The organism is Candidatus Amarolinea aalborgensis, from assembly GCF_900491745.1.
GTDB lineage: Bacteria > Chloroflexota > Anaerolineae > SSC4 > Amarolineaceae > Amarolinea > Amarolinea aalborgensis.
The window spans coordinates 38,969-58,719 of sequence record NZ_UETR01000019.1 but is presented as its reverse complement, the minus strand read 5'-3'; the positions used below and the strand labels follow the sequence as shown (position 1 = coordinate 58,719).

Sequence of the window (19,751 nt, the reverse complement as noted above, 5' to 3'; positions counted from 1 at the left end):
CGTGGGGTTTGAGGAGCGAGAGTCCCCCACGATCGCGGCACACAAAGTACGGTCAATAGTGAAGACCTTCGGGGTGGAGGACCCGACCGCATCCTGCCACCTTCGCCCCGGCGGCGACCTGGTTATCCGCGATGGGCAGCGGCGGGTCGCAACGGTGCAGACGCGGTTGGGTGTGTACCTTCCGGGCGGCGACGTGGAGCCGGGCGAGACGTCCGAGCAGGCTGCGATTCGTGAGGTTCGGGACGTGTCCCCTAGGGACACCTGACCTGAGCCGGCCATCCATGATCGCACCATCTGCGTCCGTCCCGTAGGGACGGTTGAACTCCTCTCTCGCCGGGATGAGCCGGGGTACCCTCATTCAATCGTCCCTACGGGACGACGGGCGCAGGGGGCGTCGTCGGTCTCAAGTCAAGGCGTCCCTACGGGACGATTGCAGTTCAACCTGCTCGAAATAGCGTCGCCGAGCGTCACGCCTGAGCAGGGCGTAGGCATCTATGAGCATGATCATACCCAGGGCCAGCCTGCGCAATCGCCGCGGGCGCGGGAACAATTTATCGCAACTACTTTGCCCGCGTCGAGAGACAGATCCGGCAATCGGCAGGCAGCCAGATTGACTGCCCGGCCGACATCGGCGCCGCATTGGGCAATACCGAGAGTTGACGCTCTATCATGCTGATCTTGATGTGGCGATCGTCAGTTATGGCGCGCCCAACCAGGCTATCCAACAGCTTTCAATCAACGACTATGGGAACAAGGACACATGAATTCAAACGACACACTCACGACCCTATTTCGCCACAATCGCTGGGCCAATCTTCGGCTTGTCGAACAATGCGCCCAGTTGACTGACGAACAGCTCGATAGCGCCTTGACCGGCGCTTATGGCTCTATTCGAGACACATTGCAGCACATCGCCACAGCCGAGCGCTCTTACTTTTCACGCATCAGCACGGGCCAGTCAGTTCGCCGCCCTCAAGACGCCCCGCCCATGACGTTGCAAGAAATGGCGGAATCGTTGCGCGCTTCGGGCGCCGGCCTGATCGAGTGGGCCGGCAAGGTCCAGGCCGACGACACCGTTGAAGTTGCCTGGGAAGGCGCGCCCCGTCACGTGCCAAAGACGATCCTGCTGACACAGGCCATCAACCACGCGACTGAGCACCGTGCGCAGGTCATGACAATCTTGACGCAGCTGGGAATTCAGCCGCCGGAGTTGGATGGCTGGTCGTATTTCGACGAACTCGAACGATAGCGGCTGTTGCTGCACCAGAGCACAAGGAGATTGAAGTTATGGACAGCTCGTGGATGGGATTCAAGCAAGAGGCCATTGCGCAATATCAAGCGCAGAAGCAGATGGCCGATGCCGCGTTGGCGACGGTCACGGATGCGCACTTCTTTGCGCATCTGAGGGAAGATGGGGACAATCATACCAACAGCCTTGCGATCTTAGTCAAACACATCAGCGGCAATTTCATCTCACGCTGGACTGACTTCTTGACGACTGATGGTGAAAAGCCGACCCGCCAGCGCCCGGCCGAATTCCTGCACGAAGCGGACGAAAGCCGCGCCCAGATCATGCAGCGCTGGGAGGACGGCTGGCGCGTCCTGTTTGCTGCGCTTGAATCGCTCCAAGAAGAAGATTTCGCCAAAATCGTTTACATTCGCGGCGAGGCGCACAGCGTAGTCCGAGCCATTCTACGGAACCTGCTCCATGCCGCGCACCACATCGGGCAGATTGATCTGTTGGCGAGCGCGCTGCGGCCGTAATACCAATCTGAACTTTAATTCAAGGCGTTTGCTCGCAGATCAGGGCGGCGTCACCCACTGGGCGAAGAGGTCATCGAGCTGGCATGCGCACGATGTTTCGGCTGCGTCCCAAAAATCCTGGGTGGTGGCGGTGCGCCAGCGATAGGCGGCGCTGTAGTCCTTGAGGAACCGGGCGAAGACGTCAGCGCCGAGCTGCTCACGCAACGCCAGCAGGAAGAGCGGGCCTTTGCCGTAAACGATGGCGCCATAAGCGCCCCCCTCGTAGCTGGCAACCGGCAGCCCAATCGGCTGATCGTTGCTGCTCTTGACGCGGTTCCAGCGGTCGTTGAACGACTTCACAATGCCCGCGCGGCCATCCGCGCCATAACGGGCGTCATAGTAGAGCACCGTCGCGTACTGCGTCAGCGCCTCGTCCAGCCACGGCTCACGCACCTGGTCATCGCCCACCAGGTTATACCACCACTGATGCGCCACCTCGTGCACGACTGCAATCTCAAAAAAGGAGCCGCGCGCGCCCGCCTGGTCGTACATGCGGTCGGCGATCACCACCAGGCCCGGATACTCCACGCCCCCGGCGTCGGTCGGCGTCGCCTCGACGTCCAGTTCGGTGTACGGGTAAGCGCCAAAGGCTGCCTGGTAGATGCCAAACGCCTCGCTGGCCCAGTCCAGGGCCGCTTGCCCACCCGACGCATGCCCTGGCGCGTAGTAGGAATTGATCGTGACGTCGCCCACCTGGCGGCTCTTGACCTCGAAGTCGCGGCTGCCCACCAGGTTGAACTCGCGCTGCGGCCCGCCCACGAAATAGCGCGTGGTCGTGCCATCCGCGTTGTCCGTGACAGCCGCCGTGATGCCGGTCGCAACCAGGATCATCCCAGTCGGCGCGGTGACCCACACATCGTACAGCCCCGGATCGGCTGTCGTCATGTCGCCAAAGAGGGGCGGCGTTTCCAAACCCCACCCCGCAGACCCAATTCGGGGCACGGTTGGGTAGAACTGCGCCAGGGCCAGCACGCCGGCCGCATAGCCAAAGGTGCTGTAGTTGCCTCCGCCTTCATTGGGCAGGCGCGCCTCGAATTCCACGTAGAGGTCAAGGCTGGCCCCCGGCGCCAGCGGCTGCGTCAGCGTTGCCACAGCCGCCGAATTCTCGGCTAGAAGGCGCGGCTGCGAGGCAGCGCCGGCGATCATCAGCCGCTTGATGCTGAGCACGGGCTCGCTGTACCCCAGGTTTGGATAGAGCCGCAGCGGGAGCTCCGTCAGCGGTCCTGGGCTGTTGTTCGTAAAATGAATCCATTCCTGGCCTGTGATTCGACGCTGCTCAAGATCGAGGCGGATCTCAATCTGGTAGTGCAGGGGCGGCTGGGCTGCCATCAAGTCAGCCTGCGTGGACGGGCGCAGCGCCTGCGTAAAGCGGGTCAAGTCGCTCCAAGAGGCGGGCGCCAGCGGGGGCGACCCTGCCCGGTCGCCCGTACGCGGCGCGACAGTCGGCGCTGGCGCCGATGTCGGCGTCGCTGGCGCCGATGTCGGCGTCGCTGGCGCCGATGTCGGCGTCATCAGGGCGGTGATCGGAGTGGCCGGGGGCGGCGTTGGTGTGCGCTGCGGCGTGCAGGCGCCGAGAACAAACGCCATCATCGCTGCGATCAGTATGCGCAGCAAGCCATGACGATGAGATTTTTGCGGCATGTAGAATCTCACGGGACGCTGCTCAGCACCCATTCCTGGAACAAGTCTTGCAGAGGCTTCCCGCTCATGCGCTCGGCCAGACTGATAAAATCGGACGGCTGCACTTCACGAAAACGGTAGCGCTGCACATAGGCCTTCAAGATGCGAAAGAACATATCGTCGCCCACGGCCTGGCGCACCGCATGGAAGAAGAGCGCCGCCTTGGCATAGACGATGGTTTCGTAGCGCCCCGCGCCAAACGCGCTGGCCGGTTGATTGACTATGGCATCCAGGCCATTGTTACGCGCATAATCAACAGGCACCTGCCAACGGTTCGCCAACAGGCTGTCCGCGGCCGCCTGCCCGTGCACCGACTCCCAGTACACATAGGTCGAATACTCCGCCAGCCCCTCGTCCAGCCACGGCGTGCGCACCGGGTCATTGCCAACCATGTTGTACCACCATTGGTGGGCCACCTCATGCACGATGAGAAACTCCAGGTCTTGCGGTCGTTGGCGATAGAGATCAAGCCCGATCAAATCCAGGCCTGGAAACTCCATGCCCCGGTATTGCAGAGGCGAGGCAACGATATCCATCGTGGGATACGGATAGCGGCCGTAGTGATCCTGGTACACGCGCAGGGCAGCGGCGGCTACCTGCAGGGCTTCGTTCCCGGTGGACTCATCGCCCGGCAGGAAATACGAGTTGACCGTCGTGCTGTACGCGCTGGTAGATGCGACTCGAAAATCGGGGCTGAGGGTCATCATCCATTCACGAATCGGACCGCTCGTCCAGCGCCAGGTATCCTCGCCGTCCGTGGATGACGTGCGCGCAAGCAGCGCGCCGGTGGCCACAACCGTGAACGTGCTGGGCACCGTCGCCGTAACCTGGTAAAGCGCAGCCTGAGTGAACGCCGTATCGCCGTAGGGCGCCGGCATATCCAGGCGCCAGGGAATAGACGAGCCAGCCGCGGCCGCCGCTTCATCGAACACCGCTAACACCGGATAGGCCAATGGAAGGTTGAGAATGCCCTGGCTGGCGCCAAACAAAACGTAGGGCGCGGTCGGCGCGGGCGCGTCCACAGAAAAGACCAGGTCTAGGGTGATAGAAGCGCCAGGTCCCAGCGGCTGCGGCAGGGCGACTCGAATTGCAGTGCGGTCAGCCGCGTAGCTGAACGGGACCGGCCGGTCAGCCTGCTGTACGCTGCGAATCTCCATGGCGCCGTCGAACTGCGGCAGATTAGGGAAGAGGCGAAAATAGAGGTCGCCCCAGGTCACCTGCGAGTCATTGGTGATGATGACTTCCTGGCTGCCGAAGATCGTCCGCGCGGTGGGATCAATCTGCAACTCCAGGTTGTAGCGGGGCCAATCGCGGCGACTGTCCAGGATGTTCTGGCTCAACGGCGCAAGCCCCTTGCGGTAAGCCGCCCAGGGGTCTGGCTTCGGCTGGCTGAAGAGGGTGCAGCCGGCCAAGAGAAAGAGGAGGGCTGCGCCCATCAACAGCCCGGCGCTTAGCTTCGCGCCGCGTCGTCTCCAGCCAGGAGATTTCGTCATACACCCTTCCCCTAACACGGCGGCGCTAACGTGAAGCGCGCAGCGCGCCCGCGGCCAGGAGAACCAGGCCGAGCGCCGCGCCGGCAGTCAACAGCCAGGGCGCGGGCACAGCGACGCCGGTATCAGGTGGTTGGCCGTTTTGCGGCGCGCCAGCCTTCACGGTGCAGTCGGCCGCGACGGTGTACTGGATGTAGCCATCAGAAAAGATGAAATACAGTGCGCCGCCGCCGACACGGCAGACCTTCGCAACGGCGAGTTGGAACTGGTCGGGAGTCTGGCAGCTCCACGGATGACTGATGGAGCCGTCGCCGTCGCTGACCTCGGCGCTGGCGCAGAAGAAGGGGCCTGGCGTTTTCTCTAAAACGCCGGCTTGCGCGACCGGCGCGGCCCACAGTACGAGCGACGCCACGGAAGCGGCAAGCAATGCCAGAACAATCAGGCGTTTGCGCAGCAAATCGCCCGCACGATAGGGAAAATGAGTATGTGACGGTGATTCAAGAGGCATGGGTGAGTTCTCTCTGCGATAAATAAACCGAAAGGCCGCTTTCTATTGAACGCTGCCATTTGAGCGTGACGGCAGCGACTCGTCGCTGCGCGCCGAGGGCAGTAAGACCAACAACTGCATGTGCGCCAGGCGCCGCAAGGTCGGATCGGAGCTGAACTGCTGCGCCTGATCGAACGCCAGACGGGCGTTGTCCAGGCGTCCCAAACCTTGCCAGGCCAGCCCCAGGTAATAGCTCGTCGTGGCGGTTTGTGGCGCCTGCGCCAGTGAGGCTTGCAATGGCTGCAGGGCATCGGCAAAATGACCCCGGCGTACGGCCGCGGCGCCCAGTCCAGCCAGCGCTTGGGGCTGCTGCGGCTCGACCGCCAGCGCTTCCTGCCAGGCCTGCTGCGCCTCAGCCACGGCCTCATCTGCGAACATCAACGCCGCCCACTGCAAACGAGCATCAATCTGCCGGGGGTCGAGATCAGCCGCGCGCCGGAATGCGGTCAAGGCTGCCTCACGTTGGCCAGCCGCCCGCTGTGCATAGCCCAGGTTGAGGAAAGCCCGCGCCAGCCCCGGGTTCATGCGTGCAGCCTGCGTCAACGCCTCGGCGGCCGCCGTGGGCCGCCCCACGGCCAGCAAGGTCACACCAAGGTTGTTCTGCGCCGAAGCCAGCGCGGGGTCCAACTGCACGGCCCGCTGAAATTCGGCCAGGGCCTGGGCTACACCACCCTGCGCATGAAGAGCCAGGCCGAGCGCATCGTGCAGCGGCGCGGACTGCGGTTGTACCACGAGCGCAGCCCTCAGGACGGCCGCAGCGCGCGCCGGTTGTCCTGCGTCCATCGCCCCGTTGGCCAGGCTGCGGCTCACGACGCGTACGGCTGCTGGCCCTAACGCGGCCGAGGCAAGCAACGAGATCATCAGCGACAGAATGACCCACGGATTGCGTAGATGTTTCACACGTTGACTATACCATATTTCTGCAAAACAGGCAATACGTCAAGCGATTGAAACCATCTCGTGAGCGGCAATGCCTCAAATCAACGAGAAGTTCGTGGAGCAACTCATCGAGGCAAGGCAGCCGCTGGGCCAATCCGCATGCGTTTATGGCACACGCGATTGGCCCAGCGGCGCGGCAGGCATGGGGCTGGTTCGCTAGGCGGCCGAAGGCGACAACGCAGGATTGCCTGCGCGCGGCAGACGATCTCGCCTGGCATCGAACGCCTTGAGGCGCAGGGAGTTCGTGACCACGAAGATGCTGCTGAAGGCCATGGCGCCCGCGGCGAGCACCGGGTGCAGGCGCAGTCCGAAAAGCGGGTAGAAGGCGCCGGCCGCGACCGGGATCAGGATCACGTTGTAGAAGAAAGCCCAAAACAGATTCTGCTTGATGACGCGCATGGTGCCGCGACTGAGCGCCAACGCACGCGGCACGCCGCGCAGGTCGCCGCTCATCAGCGTGACACCTGCGGCCTCCATCGCGACATCCGTGCCGGTGCCAATCGCGATGCCGACATCGGCCTGCGCCAGGGCGGGCGCGTCGTTGATGCCATCCCCCACCATACCGACCACTTCGCCCTGCTGCTGGAGTAATTTCACCTGCGCGGCCTTGTCGCCGGGCAGCACCTCCGCCAGCGCCTGGTCAATCCCGACTTGCCGGGCGATGGCGTCGGCGGTGCGCTGATTGTCGCCCGTAATCATCGCCACCCGCAAGCCCTGGGCGTGCAGTTGGGCTATGGCCGCGGCCGATCCTTCTTTGACGGTGTCGGCCACGGCGATGACCGCGGCCGCTTGACCATCTACCGCGGCCAGCATCGCGGTCTTGCCCGCGTCCTGCAGCCGTGTCACCGTGGCAGCCATTTCAGTTATGTCAATTTTCTCTTGCTCGAACAGGCGCACATTGCCCACCAGGACGGCCCGGCCGTTGATCGTGGCGCGCACGCCCATGCCCGCGAGGGCCTCGAAGCGCTCCGGCGTGGCTAAGCGCATGCCCTCAGCCTCCGCGGCTTTGACAATCGCCTGCCCCAAAGGATGCTCAGAGCCTTTTTCCGCCGACGCTACGAGGAATAGAACATCTGCCCTGGAGACCTGGTCCTGGCCAACGAGCGCCAGGTCGGTCATCGCCGGCTTGCCATTCGTGATCGTGCCGGTCTTGTCCAGCACCACCGTGGTCAGCTTGTGACTGCGCTCCAGCGCCTCGCTGCTCTTGAACAAGACGCCGCTCTCCGCGCCCTTCCCAGTGCCAACCATGATCGCCGTCGGCGTAGCAAGGCCTAGCGCGCAGGGGCAGGCAATCACCAGCACGGCGATGGTGTAAACCAGCGCTTGGGTAAACCCGACCTGGCCGAGGAAATACCAGCCCAGGAACGTCAGCGCGGCCAGCCCCAGCACGACGGGCACGAAAATGGCCGAGACCTGATCGGCCAGGCGCTGGATCGGGGCTTTGGAGCCTTGCGCTTCCTGCACCAGGCGGATGATCTGCGCCAGCGCAGTCTCACGCCCCACCTTCGTCGCCTCGAACTTGAGCATGCCCTGGTTGTTGAGCGTGGCGCCAATCACGGCATCGCCCGGCTTCTTGTCCACGGGCAGGCTTTCGCCGGTCAGCATGGATTCATCCACCGCGGAACGGCCTTCAACCACCAGGCCATCCACGGGAATCTTTTCGCCAGGGCGCACGATCACATAATCGCCGCTGCGCACCTGCTCGACCAGGATTTCGATCTCTTGGCCGTCGCGCACGACATGCGCGGTCCGCGCGCGCAGACCCATCAGCGCCTTGATCGCGGCCGAGGTGCGGCCTTTGGCGCGCACTTCCAGCAGCTTACCCAGTTTGATCAGCGTGATGATAACCGCGGCGGTCTCGAAGTAGACGTGATCGCCCAGGCCATGCCAGCCGAACAGACCGCCGATCAAAATCGCCAGGCTGTAGAAGTACGCGGCCGAGGAGCCCATCGCCACCAACACATCCATGTTGGCCGAGCCATTGCGGATAGACTTCCAGCCGCCAACGTAGTAGTCGCCGCCGACGTAGAACTGCACCGGCGTCGCCAGCGCCAGCATCAGCCAGTTTGCCCATGCTTCGTGCGCCCACATGCCGAGCAAGCCGGCATCACGCGCCATGCTGAAGAGGAACAAGGGCGCGGCGAAAGCCACACCGACCCAGAACTTGCGCGTTTGATCGGCGATTTCAGCCTCACGCGCGGCCGCTTCCGCATCCTCCAGCGCTTCGTCGCCCGTCGCCTGCACCACGCCGTAGCCGGCTTTCTCCACGGCCTGGATCAAATCCTGACGGTTAGCTGCGCCGGGGATGTAGGTAATGCTGGCTTTCTCGCTGGCGTAGTTGACATTGGCCTCGACCACACCGTCCACCTTGCGCAAGGCGCGCTGCACCGTGTTGGCGCAGTTGGTGCAGGTCATCCCCGTGATGGGCAGCTCTACGCGCGCCTGCGGCACGTCATAGCCGGCATCGCGAATCCGCTGCACCAGTTGGCCTTCTTTGACCAACGCCGGATCGAAAATCACCTGCGCGCGTTCACTGGCATAGTTGACACTGGCTTCGGTCACGCCCGCGGTCTTCTTCAAGGTGCGCGTGATCGTATTGGCGCAGTTCGCGCAGGTCATGCCGGTCACCGGCAGGCTCAACTCTTTGGTTGACATGGCACCTTCCGATTGGGGGATTGGCGAGGGTTGACAAGATTAAGGACGAATGGCAGCTCGGCGGGTCCTTCGTCCTTCAGGGTCACCGGCGGACGGCTACTTCTCGACCGGATAACCGATCTCGTCCAGCATCGCTTCCACGGCGGTCAGGCGGCTGGCATCTGCCACTTCAACCATGACGGCCTTGGTGCTGACATTGGCCTTCACCGACGTTACGCCGGCGACATCCTTCAGCTCGCGCTCAATGGTGTTGACACAGTGATGGCACGAGATGTTCGGCACAGAATACGTTTTGACTGTCATTGCTTAGATCCTTTCGTTGACACGCTGCTTTCGCAAAAAACACCCTTGCGGCTCGGCCGCGGCGGCGAAATCACAACTTGCTGCCGGTCTCGAACACGTGCAGCAGCTCTCCCAGGACACGTTCACGCTCCTGCGAGTCGTCGCTGCGCACGGCCGTAATCACGCAGGAGTTGAGATGGTTGTCCAGCAGCAGGCTGTTGACGCGGTCCAGCGCCTTCTGCACGGCCTGCACCTGGCTGATGACATCAATGCAGTAGTTATCGTCGTTCACCATGCGCTGAATTCCACGCACATGCCCTTCGATGCTCTTCAGCCGACTCAAAACCTGCTCTTTCATTTGCGCGTTCATCGTTTACTCCTGCTCTCACCCCACCCCCCACCGGGGGGGATGTGGCGTCATTGTAACACGGTCACCGCCAGATGTCAATACGCCATTTGGCGTGGGGTGCATTTCAGCACCCCCGCCGGAGGCCAAAGGCCATCCGGCTACGAGGTTGCAAGCCCCTCTGGGGCAACGCCCCGAAATTGAAATGCACCCTTTGGCGTGTTGTTCGGTCAAGCACGTATCCCGTGGCGTTGAACAACAAGTGAACAGCAGTTGACCTGTTCCCTAAGCAGCCGCCGGGTGCATCATCAGTTCAAGACGGCGGCGCAACACAGCGCCTCTGGAAATCATGCAGCAAGAGACATCAGGTGAGGAGGAATTCAGTCATGTCAACACGAACCGCTTCGAACACCGGGCGCGTGTCCGGCGGCCGCGCAGGCGTCGCACCCTTGGAGCGCTTGACGCCCCAAGAAAAACTACTGCTTGCCGTTCCCCTTGTCGGCGGACTGGTCTTCGGCTTTCTGCCGTTGCTGGCGCCAGGGCTGTTGGCCCGCCTGGCCGGCGCGACTGGTAATGATCCCTTTATCTATCGGCTGGCCGGCGCGGCGACCCTCGGTTACGCGGTCGCGCTCCTCCTGGCGCTGCGCCAGGAGGCCTGGCTCCCTGTGCGCATCGTGGTGATTGCGACGTTAACCTTTAACCTCGGCTCGCTTTACGCCATTGCGCTGGCGATCCTCGACGGCAACGCCACGTGGATCGTCTACGCGATCCTGGTCGCATCCATCAGCATCACCGCCATCACCGCCTCGCTGCTTCAGCGCCACCGCGCGGCGCCGCAGCCCGCGCCTGATATCGCGGCCTGGTTGGTGGCGCTCGTCTGGTTCCTGGCCATTGTGGCCACGCTGGTCGGCGCCCTGGGTCTCTTCGTCCCGACGACGGTGGCGCGTATCTTTGGCTATGCCGGCACGGATACCTTCCTGTATCGTCAAGGCGGCGCCGCGACCCTGGGCTACGGCATCATGGGCTTCTATCAACTGCGCAGCCGCACGTGGTCGCAGTGGCACCTGCCATCCGTGATGGCCCTGGTTTTCAACGGCCTGTCGTTCATCCTCGCCGTGCTGGCGCTCCTCGGCGGCGAATCCTCCCTCCTGCCGTTAATCATTGGCAGCGCGGCGTTGGCGGCAACGGTTGGCTCATTCATGGCGCTGCAACGCCAGGGCCGGTAGGATCGGCCAGCGACCAGGCTGATGATCGCCGGACGAAATTTGCCCTATCCGGCTACGTGTGTTAAACTCTCGCCAACTTATCTGAAAGGGGGCGCCGTCAGGCATGACAACTCAAGAACTTTCCTTCCCTGTCTGCTTCGATGCGTGCGCCCTGTGTCTGCGGGAGTCCTAACCGGCTTCTGTTCACAGCATTAGCCTGACCTCTCACGGCCGCGGGTGCACGTTCAACCCGTGGCCGTTTTGTTTCTCTGCTCCAGCCACCGCCTACGCCTGCATGGTCGTCTCAACGCACCTGCTGGCACGAACTGCTTTGGACACAGACAACGGCATCCGCCAACGAATCGGCGCGGCCACGGGACCTGGTTCCTGTGGCCGTTTTTTGTTCACCGCCGCAGGGCAACGAAAGGGTGGTTTGTCCACAGAGGCCGGGCCCTGGCCGCGACCTCTGGCTTAATCCAACGACGCGTGTCAGCGACACAAGACAAAAATGAGTACCGTTACGATGGAGCACCAGAACGATGAATTTGCGTTCTTACGAAGACAATGAGGAATTTATCCCCTACCTCGTGCCCGATCGGCGCACGCATCGGGCAGAGAAAGGGCCGCGTGCACTGCCCACGCCGCAGCGGCCGCGGGTGGTCATGCCAGAAACGGCGGCCTTGCTTGGCGATGAGAACCAGATGACCATGACCTTCGGCGCGGGCGCCAGTGAGGAAGCGCTGCTGCAGGCCGCGCTCGGCGGTTTCTATCGCGACCATGTCATCACCGATGTCTTGGCGCGCGTCAAGGGCGGCAAGGAGGCTAATGTCTACTGCTGCCAGGCCCACCCAGGCACCGGACTGGAGCTGATCGCGGCCAAAATCTACCGGCCGCAGGCGCACCGCACCATGCGCAATGACGCCATCTACAAAGAGGGGCGCCTGATGCTGGACGATGAGGGCAAGGGTATCGTGCGCGGGGCCAGAATCAAGCGTGCGATCGCCAAGAAGACGGAGTTCGGCCGCGAGGTAACCACCTTCTCGTGGATCGAACACGAGTATGACATGCTGCAGCTGCTGCACGCGGCGGGCGCGGATGTGCCTCGGCCGGTCGGCCACGTCAGCAATGCCATTCTGATGGAATACCTGGGCGATATCAACGACCCCGCGCCTAACCTGAACAGCGTGGTGTTGAGTCAGCGCGCGGCGCGCGCCATGTTCAAGCGCCTGCTGTGGCACGTGGAGTTGATGCTGAAGCACAACCGCATCCATAGCGACCTGTCGGCCTATAACATTCTGTACTGGGAGGGCAGGGCGGTGGTAATTGACTTCCCACAGGCGGTCGTCGCGCTCAAGAATCCGCACGCGTTCGATTTGCTGCAGCGCGACATCGAACGCCTGTGCCAGTACTTCGCGCGCTATGACATTCAGGCCGATGCGCAAGTCCTGGCCGCCAACCTGTGGCAAGCCTTCATGGAAGCCCGGCTGTGAACTGACCATGCAGCCAGCCTGCGCGGCTCCCCTTGCGCAGGCTGGCTGCTCCACGAATCGCCGGGCCAGCCGAGATCGCTCGCCACAGCGCGTGCCCCTTACCCGGCGAGCCTGCGCAAGGTTGACCGATTTCTCCCCTGCCAACCCTCGCAGGGGTCAGGGGACATCGCGGCGTTGACTTGTGAGTGCGTCGCGCGCCTCTGAGGTCGTCATCTCACCGCAACCCTGCGAGGGGATGGCGTCATCCCCTGGCGCAGGCTGGCTGCTCCACGAATCGCCGGGCCAGCCGAGATCGCTCGCCACAGCGCGTGCCCCTTACCCGGCGAGCCTGCGCCCGCGTTGACCGCTTGCTCGGCCGCGACTCGAAGACACACCCCTGGTTTCTGCGAGAAACCAGGGGTGAGAGCGCTACATCAATTCACGGAAGTCCCAGGTAGTTACCTGACTGGAAGCGCCCGACATAGGAGCGACCAGCGACCAGAGGTGCAGAGCGAACGGCCCTAAAGGTCGCCGTGGCCGAAAACTGTGCAGCGCACGCGGTCGGCGCTCCACGCAGACTTCGGGGCTGTAGGCGCTCCACCATTCGTTGGCAAAATAGAAATGGGCCGCCGTGAAGGTGCGCACAACGAAACAATAGAGATTGGCGGGCGGTAGATCAGCGGCCGCATAGTGGTCGGTCGCCCTGTCAGGCGTCGTGCCATGCACCACATAAGGCCCGCCTGGCCTGATCGCATAACTGACCTCATAAAGCCTTCTTCCCACCACAGGTGTGGAATCGGCGTCCAGGTCAGGTTACGCTTTGGCTGGCGACCAGGGTGGCCTGTACATGGCTCGGCGGCACCGTCTGGGTGTACTCCCACCCGGATCCACCATGTCGAGCCACGCAACCACCGTTGGATCGGTGGGCGTCACCATGTTGTAGTCCACACTGACCGAGTACAAGTACGGCGGCTGCATCAGTTCAGCCGGAACCTCGCCCGACAACTGATTGTCGCTTAGTTCGAGTCCGAGCAGACTGCTCATGTTGCCCAGTTCGGACGGGATCGAGCCGCTCAAGTGATTACTGGATAAATCCAGGTATTGAACCTGCGTCAGCTTGCCCAGTTCTGGTGAGATCGGCCTGCTCAGTGATTGGTGCCCAGGAGAGGTATTCCAGGTTGGTCAGATTTCGAATGTGGCCGGAATGGCTTCCTGCTCGGTTACGATAGAGCGAAAGTTGGCGCAGGTTATGCAGATTGCCCAGTTCGGGGAATCTCTCCGCTCAGAAAGCACAACTCGATGGCCATGTCCTCAAGGAGAGACAGGTTGCCCAGGGTCGGCGGTAGCGGACCGCCAGCTCGTTCTCGGATAGCTGAAGCAACTGCAAGTTCGATAGGTTGCCTAATTCAGGCGGAATTGTCCCGCCCAAATGACTACTAAATATTCTCAGGCGATTGAGATTCGTCAAGTTGCCCAGGGTGGGCGCATATGCTGCCAGTGATGTTGTTGTAGCTCAAGTCGAGCACATACAATCCGCTCAGATTGCCCAATTCTGGCGCAATAAAACCTTGTAGGCCCTTCCCGCTAGATTGAGCAAGCCGACGCTTCCATTGACACAGGTTACTCCACCCCAGGCACAAGGAGTGTTCGTCTGTTGCCAACCTGCAGCAAGGCCCCACTGCGCCCCGTTCGTGCTGTTGTACAAAGCCACGAGCGCCTGACAATCGGCAAGCGGAATCGGTCACCTCCTTGCAGGAGAAATCATGCGGCGTTGCCTCAGAAGGTACATCACCGCATGGGCAAGCCCTACGTGACCAGGAGCACCGCCAGGTATGAGATCGCGACCGCGATGATCTTGATCGCGAATCGCCCTTGCTCCGTGTTGTTCGTATCTGTCATCATCGGCCTCCATGACCTCTCAATTGCGATTGATTCTATTACTCGATGAACGCAAGCGGGAGTGGGAAAGCGAAATCAACACGGTGGGAATCCTGTGTGTCCAATCTGTGCGGAAACAAAAGCCGCTTCAATGCCAGGTGAACGACCAGCATTTGCAGCGACCTCCGGACTCTTTCACCGCTGTCAGGGTCACAGCATGGACAAAAGAAACAAACCAGGAAACTATCACTATTCTGCTTGATCCGCCCACCGCGCGCCATGACACGCATCATCCTGATGCCATGCGCGCAGGGTCACGGAACATCAGCGCATTGCCTGTGGCTGCGTTGCGCTCCTCTGACTGCGTTGTCCGCCGCGGCCGGCGAGGAAGTCAATGGACATCGCCGTGTTGACTTGTGAGCACGTCGCGCGCCTCTGAGGTCGTCATCTCGCCGCAGCCCTGCGAGGGTGGCGTCATCCCTGCGCAGGCTGGCTGCCGCACGCCGCGCCGCAAGCGCGAGATCGTCCGGCGCGGCGCGTTCCTACCCGACGAGCCTGCGCAAGGTTGACCGATTTCTCCTGCCAACGATTTCGCAGGGGCCAGTGGACATCGCAGCGTTGACTTGTGAGTGCGTCGCGCGCCTCTGAGGTCGTCATCTCGCCGCAGCCCTGCGAGGGTGGCATCATCCCTTGCGCAGGCTGGTTGTTCCACGCCGCGCCGGGCAAGCGCGAGATCGTCCAGCGGCGCGTGCTCCTTACCCGACGAGCCTGCGCAAGGTTGACCGATTTCTCCCTGCCAACCCTCGCAGGGGTCAATGGACATCGCCGTGTTGACTTGTGAGCACGTTGCGCCCTCTGAGGTCGTCATCTCGCCGCAGCCCTGCGAGGGTGGCGTCATCCCTTGCGCAGGCTGGCTGCCGCACGCCGCGCCGCAAGCGCGAGATCGTCCGGCGGCGTGCTCTACCCGACGAGCCTGCGCAGGCTGACCGATTTCTCCCTGCCAACTTTCGCAGGGCCAGTGGACATCGCAGCGTTGACTTGTGAGTGCGTCGCGCGCTCTGAGGTCGTCATCTCACCGCAACCCTGCGAGGGGGTGGAGTCATCCCCTTGCGCAGGCTTGCTGCTCCACGCCGCGCCGGGCAAGCGCGAGATCGCCCGGCGCGGCGCGTGCCCCTTACCCGGCGAGCCTGCGCAAGGTTGACCGATTTCTCCCCTGCCAACCCTCGCAGGGGCCAGTGGACATCGCAGCGTTGACTTGTGAGTGCGTCGGCGCCTCTGAGGTCGTCATCTCGCCGCAGCCCTGCGAGGGGATGGCGTCATCCCCTTGCGCAGGCTGGCTGCTCCACGCCGCGCCGGGCAAGCGCGAGATCGCCCGGCGCGGCGCGTGCTCCTTACCCGACGAGCCTGCGCAAGGTTGGTCGCCTACCAGGCGCCCAACCCTCGCAGGGGAACGTGGACATCGCAGCGTTGACTTGCGAGTGCTTCGCGCGCCTCTGAGGTCGTCATCTCGCCGCAGGGCTGCGACGGGGATTTCAGCGGCGCAGAGCACGGATGTCCGCCTGCAAATCCGGCGAGACGGGCAGCGCGGCGCTGGCCGTGTAGGTAACCCAGGCGCTGCCGGTGACACGCCAGAAGCAGCAGTTGGAATCCGCGCGGCCGTCCCAGCCGTCGGTCCAGACCGAGTCATCGGGCGCGACGAGCAAACGCCGCGCCGGCACGTTGACCTGCGCCCACGCTACGCCGTCCCAATGCGCCAGCGCGTAAATCCCACCCACCCACACATCATCGGGGGCGAAGGCAAAATCAAACGGGAAAAAAGCGCCCCGAAAGGTGGTTTGTGCACAGTCCAACGGCGCCAGCGTTTCCCATTGTTCTGCGCGCCGCCGCCAGACTCCGCAGCCCGCGCCCAGATAGAGGTCGCCATCCGGCGCGACCTTGAGCACGCGGATCACGCCAGGCACGGCCTGACGGGACAGGCGGCCATTCTGCAAACGGTACAATCCGAGCAGCGGACTGGAAGGGGGCGAGCCGCCGCCGCCGTCGAAGGTGTCGAAGCCGTTCAGCGCATGACGCCCCTGTAGTTTCTGGTCTATGATCTTTGATCTCCAATCTCCGACCTGGGCATACCCGTCAGCGAGCTTCAGGTGTATAATTGAACAGGAGGAGCTTGCGATGCCTACTAATTCAATCCTCATTCTTGGCGGCTACGGTAACACCGGCCGCTTGATTGCCAGCCTGCTGCTGCAAGAGACCGACTGCCGGCTGGTGGTTGCCGGGCGCTCGCTGGTGAAGGCGGAGGCCGCGGCGGCGACCCTCAATGCGCAGGCCGGCAGCCCGCGCGTCACCGCGGCGGCCGCCGATGCCGCGGATGTCAGCAGTCTGCGCCGCGCGATGGCCGGCTGCAGCTTGGCGGTGATCGCGTCGAGCACGGCCGATCATGTGGCCGAGGTGGCGCGGGCGGCCCTGGACACCAGAACCGACTACCTGGACGTGCAGTTCGCGACGGCCAAGGTGCACGCGTTGCAGCGCCTCGCGTCTGAAATCGAGGCGGCCGGCTGCTGTTTCATCACCGACGGCGGTTTTCACCCTGGCCTGCCCGCGGCGCTCGTGCGCCACGCGGCCGCGCAGTTCGATCATCTACAACGCGCGGTCGTGGCGAGCGTCATCAAGGAAGACTGGAAACGCGTGGAAATCGGGATCAGCACGGCCGAAGAGATGGTGCGCGAGCTGGCGGGGTATCAGGCGCTGGAGTATCGAGATGGGGCCTGGCGCCAGGCGCGCTGGACGAGCCTGTGGCTGCCGCAGATGATGGATTTCGGCCCGCCCTTTGGCCGCCAATACGCCGTGCCGATGTTCCTGGAGGAAATGCGCGGCTTGCCCGGTCTGTATCCTGACCTGGAAGCCGTCAGTTTCAATGTCGGCGGTTTTAATTGGTTCGTGGATATGCTGGTGCTGCCGCTGGCGATGGTTGCCATGCGCATTGCGCCCACGCAGGCGCTCGGTCCCATGGCCCGCTGGATGCTCTGGGGCCTACAGCGCTTCTCGCGGCCGCCCTACGGCACGGTGCTCCGGTTGGAAGCCAGCGGCAAGGTGCAGGGCCAGCCCAAGCGCTTCGATCTCACACTATCCCATGCGGACGGCTATTGGTTCACGGCCATTCCGGTGGTCGCCAGCCTGCTGCAGGTGCTCGACGGCAGCGCGCGACGGCCTGGATTGTGGTTCCAGGCCTCTATCGTCGAGCCGCAGCGACTTCTGCACGACATGCAGCGCATGGGCATCGAGATTCGCTGAGGGGACAGTTCAAAAGGCGCCGAGCGGGGTGCGGTTGTAGCGCAGCGAATGCTGGCTGTCAAGCGGCGGATGGTCGGCGTCGGGCTTGACCCAGGTGTAGGAGCCGTCTGAATTGAGCTGGCGCGCCTTGACCGTATCAGCCAGGCAGAGATCAAGAATCTGCTGCCTGACGACCGTCTTCAGCGCCGGGTCCTCCACGGGGAAGAGCGCCTCCACCCGACGATCGAGGTTGCGCTGCATCAGATCCGCGCTGCTCAAGTAAACCTGCTCATCGCCGTTGTTGCGAGCGTAGTAGATGCGGCTGTGTTCCAGAAAACGACCCACAATGCTAATGACGCGAATGGTTTCACTGACGCCGGGTAAGCCGGGCCGAATGCAGCAAATGCCGCGCACAATCAGATCCACGCGCACGCCGGCTTGCGAAGCTTTGTAGAGGTCTTCGATCATGGCCGGGTCCAGCAGTGCATTGACCTTGAAAATGAGATGTCCATCCTTGCCGTACTTGATCTCGTTGCGAATCAGGTCGCGGATGGTTTCTCGCAGGGACACGGGCGCCACCCCCAACTTGCGGTAGGTTTTGGGGTTGGAAAAACCAGTTAGAAAATTGAACACGTCGGAGACATCCGAGGCGATGTCCTCGCGGCACGTCATCAAGCCGAGATCGGTGTAAATGCGCGCCGTGGTCGCATTGTAGTTGCCGGTGCCCAGATGGACATAGCGGTGGATGCCGTCGCGCTCACGACGCACGATCAGCGCCAGCTTGCAGTGCGTCTTCAATCCCAAGACGCCGTACACCACGTGTACGCCGGAACGTTCCAGCGCGCGCGCCCATACGATGTTGTTTTCTTCGTCGAAGCGCGCCTTGAGCTCGACGAGCACCGCAACATGTTTGCCGTTTTCGCCGGCTTCCATCAACGCATCAACGATGGGCGAACGGCTGCCAACGCGGTAGAGGGTCATTTTGATTGCCAGCACGTTGGGATCTTCGGAGGCCGTGCGAATGAGATCAACCACGGGCGTAAACGAGTCATAGGGATGGTGCAGCAAGATGTCCTGCCGCCGAATGGCGCTGAAGATATCGCTCTCACTGCTGAAGATGGATGGCACTGCGGCGGGGAAGGGGCGATCTTTGAGACCAGGGCGGTCAAGGCTGTGCAGTTCCATCAGGCTGGAAAGGCCAAGAGGCCCGCTGCTGGCATAGACCGCGCCGGAATCGAGCTGCAGTTTTTCCAGCAGCGTGTGCCGCACTCGATCCGGCATCCCCGCGCCAATTTCCAAGCGCACGCAGTTGCCAAAACGGCGTTGGCGAATCCCCTGCTCAATGGTCAAGAGCAGATCGTCCGCTTCATCTTCTTGAATTTCAATGTCGGTGTCGCGAATGATCCGAAACGGGTACGCCGCCATGATTTCCATCCCCACGAAAAGGTCAGCCAGGTTGGCGGCAATCACCTGCTCGATCCAGACAAAGGCCATGCTCTTGTATGGGAAGGGTGCAGAGCCGTCCTGCGCGCGCGTCAGCGGCGCCAATTCGTGCAGGGGAATCAGCCGCGCGAGGTTGGACGGCACTTTGACGCGGGCAAACCGCTCACCATACTCGGGGTCGTTGATCAGCACGGCCAGATTTAGGCTCAGATTGGAAATGCGCGGGAAGGGATGGGCGGCATCGAAGGCCAGCGGAGTGAGGACGGGAAAAATCTCGCGCTCGTAGTAGGTGCGCAGCGCCGCGCGCTGGGCCGGAGTCAGCTCATCATAGTTGAGCAAGCGAATGCCCTGGCCGGCTAGTTTCGGTATCAAATCGTCAGTCAAGACGCGCGTCTGTTCATCCAGCAGCGGCAGCAAGGCCGCGCGCACCGCGTCCAACTGCTCGGCCGGCGTCATACCGTCGGGCGTACGCTGCGTCACGCCGGCGGCAATCTGCTCTCGCAGGCCGGAGACCCGGATCATGAAGAACTCGTCGAGGTTGGAGCTGAAAATGGACAGAAATTTGACGCGCTCGAGCAAGGGGGCATTCTGATTTTGCGCTTCCTGGAGTACACGCCGGTTGAACTCGATCCAGCTCAACTCGCGGTTGAGATAGAGGGAGTCGCGCAGCGAAACCGCTTTCTCAGGCGCAGTCTCACTCATGGTCGCCAATTTAAGATCCAGCGGCAGTTTCTTCTTTGGCAC

The 19,751-nt window shown here is 62.6% G+C and carries 17 protein-coding genes and 1 pseudogene; 7 read left to right on the top strand and 11 right to left on the bottom strand.

The window, feature by feature from the left end; translation table 11 throughout:
- The 4 genes and pseudogenes from ACPQ6D_RS18025 to ACPQ6D_RS18010 all read left to right on the top strand — a co-directional run.
- A partial coding sequence (locus ACPQ6D_RS18025; protein WP_423225740.1) for an NUDIX domain-containing protein occupies positions 1–265 on the top strand: 265 nt, incomplete at its 5' end.
- Positions 266–433: 168 nt separating this feature from the next.
- Positions 434–654, top strand: a pseudogene (locus ACPQ6D_RS18020) (hypothetical protein); the annotation flags it as partial.
- A gap of 106 nt (positions 655–760) precedes the next feature.
- Entirely contained in the window at positions 761–1,249 is a 489-nt protein-coding gene (locus ACPQ6D_RS18015) for a DinB family protein (protein WP_423225739.1), read from the top strand.
- A gap of 38 nt (positions 1,250–1,287) precedes the next feature.
- The gene (locus ACPQ6D_RS18010; protein ID WP_423225738.1) at positions 1,288–1,764 is read left to right on the top strand and encodes a DUF1572 family protein; all 477 of its coding nucleotides are present in this window, start codon (positions 1,288–1,290) and stop codon (positions 1,762–1,764) included.
- 39 nt (positions 1,765–1,803) lie between these two features.
- Here ACPQ6D_RS18010 and ACPQ6D_RS18005 read toward each other — a convergent pair whose 3' ends face one another.
- The 7 genes from ACPQ6D_RS18005 to ACPQ6D_RS17975 all read right to left on the bottom strand — a co-directional run bounded on the left by ACPQ6D_RS18005 (position 1,804) and on the right by ACPQ6D_RS17975 (position 9,766).
- Positions 1,804–3,444: a M1 family metallopeptidase gene (locus tag ACPQ6D_RS18005; protein WP_423225737.1), complete on the bottom strand. Its 1,641-nt coding sequence runs from the start codon at positions 3,442–3,444 to the stop codon at positions 1,804–1,806.
- Between the two features lie 8 nt (positions 3,445–3,452).
- A complete protein-coding gene (locus tag ACPQ6D_RS18000) occupies positions 3,453–4,976 on the bottom strand; it encodes a M1 family metallopeptidase (protein ID WP_423225736.1) in 1,524 nt (507 codons plus the stop codon).
- A gap of 25 nt (positions 4,977–5,001) precedes the next feature.
- A complete protein-coding gene (locus tag ACPQ6D_RS17995) occupies positions 5,002–5,481 on the bottom strand; it encodes a hypothetical protein (protein ID WP_423225735.1) in 480 nt (159 codons plus the stop codon).
- Between the two features lie 42 nt (positions 5,482–5,523).
- Complete coding sequence (locus ACPQ6D_RS17990) at positions 5,524–6,420, bottom strand: tetratricopeptide repeat protein (RefSeq protein WP_423225734.1); 897 nt, start codon at positions 6,418–6,420, stop codon at positions 5,524–5,526.
- 195 nt (positions 6,421–6,615) lie between these two features.
- Positions 6,616–9,114, bottom strand: a complete 2,499-nt coding sequence (locus tag ACPQ6D_RS17985; RefSeq protein ID WP_423225733.1) for a heavy metal translocating P-type ATPase — start codon at positions 9,112–9,114, stop codon at positions 6,616–6,618.
- A 96-nt stretch (positions 9,115–9,210) separates the two neighbouring features.
- Complete coding sequence (locus ACPQ6D_RS17980) at positions 9,211–9,417, bottom strand: heavy-metal-associated domain-containing protein (RefSeq protein WP_423225732.1); 207 nt, start codon at positions 9,415–9,417, stop codon at positions 9,211–9,213.
- A 70-nt stretch (positions 9,418–9,487) separates the two neighbouring features.
- Positions 9,488–9,766: a metal-sensitive transcriptional regulator gene (locus ACPQ6D_RS17975; RefSeq protein WP_423225731.1), complete on the bottom strand. Its 279-nt coding sequence runs from the start codon at positions 9,764–9,766 to the stop codon at positions 9,488–9,490.
- Positions 9,767–10,128: 362 nt separating this feature from the next.
- Between ACPQ6D_RS17975 and ACPQ6D_RS17970 the strand changes: the two genes are divergently transcribed.
- A complete protein-coding gene (locus tag ACPQ6D_RS17970; RefSeq protein WP_423225730.1) occupies positions 10,129–10,968 on the top strand; it encodes a hypothetical protein in 840 nt (279 codons plus the stop codon).
- Positions 10,969–11,486: 518 nt separating this feature from the next.
- The gene (locus tag ACPQ6D_RS17965) at positions 11,487–12,437 is read left to right on the top strand and encodes an RIO1 family regulatory kinase/ATPase domain-containing protein (protein ID WP_423225729.1); all 951 of its coding nucleotides are present in this window, start codon (positions 11,487–11,489) and stop codon (positions 12,435–12,437) included.
- A 408-nt stretch (positions 12,438–12,845) separates the two neighbouring features.
- On the opposite strand, the gene ACPQ6D_RS17960 is transcribed toward ACPQ6D_RS17965, so the two are convergent.
- From ACPQ6D_RS17960 to ACPQ6D_RS17950, 3 genes are all read right to left on the bottom strand, one after another.
- Positions 12,846–13,199 carry a hypothetical protein gene (locus tag ACPQ6D_RS17960; protein WP_423225728.1) on the bottom strand — a complete coding sequence of 118 codons (354 nt, stop codon included), beginning with the start codon at positions 13,197–13,199 and terminating at the stop codon, positions 12,846–12,848.
- Between the two features lie 30 nt (positions 13,200–13,229).
- Positions 13,230–13,493: a hypothetical protein gene (locus ACPQ6D_RS17955; RefSeq protein WP_423225727.1), complete on the bottom strand. Its 264-nt coding sequence runs from the start codon at positions 13,491–13,493 to the stop codon at positions 13,230–13,232.
- Between the two features lie 2,333 nt (positions 13,494–15,826).
- Positions 15,827–16,489: a hypothetical protein gene (locus ACPQ6D_RS17950; protein ID WP_423225726.1), complete on the bottom strand. Its 663-nt coding sequence runs from the start codon at positions 16,487–16,489 to the stop codon at positions 15,827–15,829.
- On the opposite strand from ACPQ6D_RS17950, the gene ACPQ6D_RS17945 reads away from it, so the two are divergent.
- Positions 16,467–17,585: a saccharopine dehydrogenase NADP-binding domain-containing protein gene (locus tag ACPQ6D_RS17945; RefSeq protein WP_423225725.1), complete on the top strand. Its 1,119-nt coding sequence runs from the start codon at positions 16,467–16,469 to the stop codon at positions 17,583–17,585. The genes ACPQ6D_RS17950 and ACPQ6D_RS17945 overlap by 23 nt on opposite strands.
- A 9-nt stretch (positions 17,586–17,594) precedes the next feature.
- On the opposite strand, the gene ppk1 is transcribed toward ACPQ6D_RS17945, so the two are convergent.
- Positions 17,595–19,709: a polyphosphate kinase 1 gene (gene ppk1, locus ACPQ6D_RS17940; RefSeq protein ID WP_423225742.1), complete on the bottom strand. Its 2,115-nt coding sequence runs from the start codon at positions 19,707–19,709 to the stop codon at positions 17,595–17,597.
- Between the last annotated feature and the right edge of the window lie 42 nt (positions 19,710–19,751).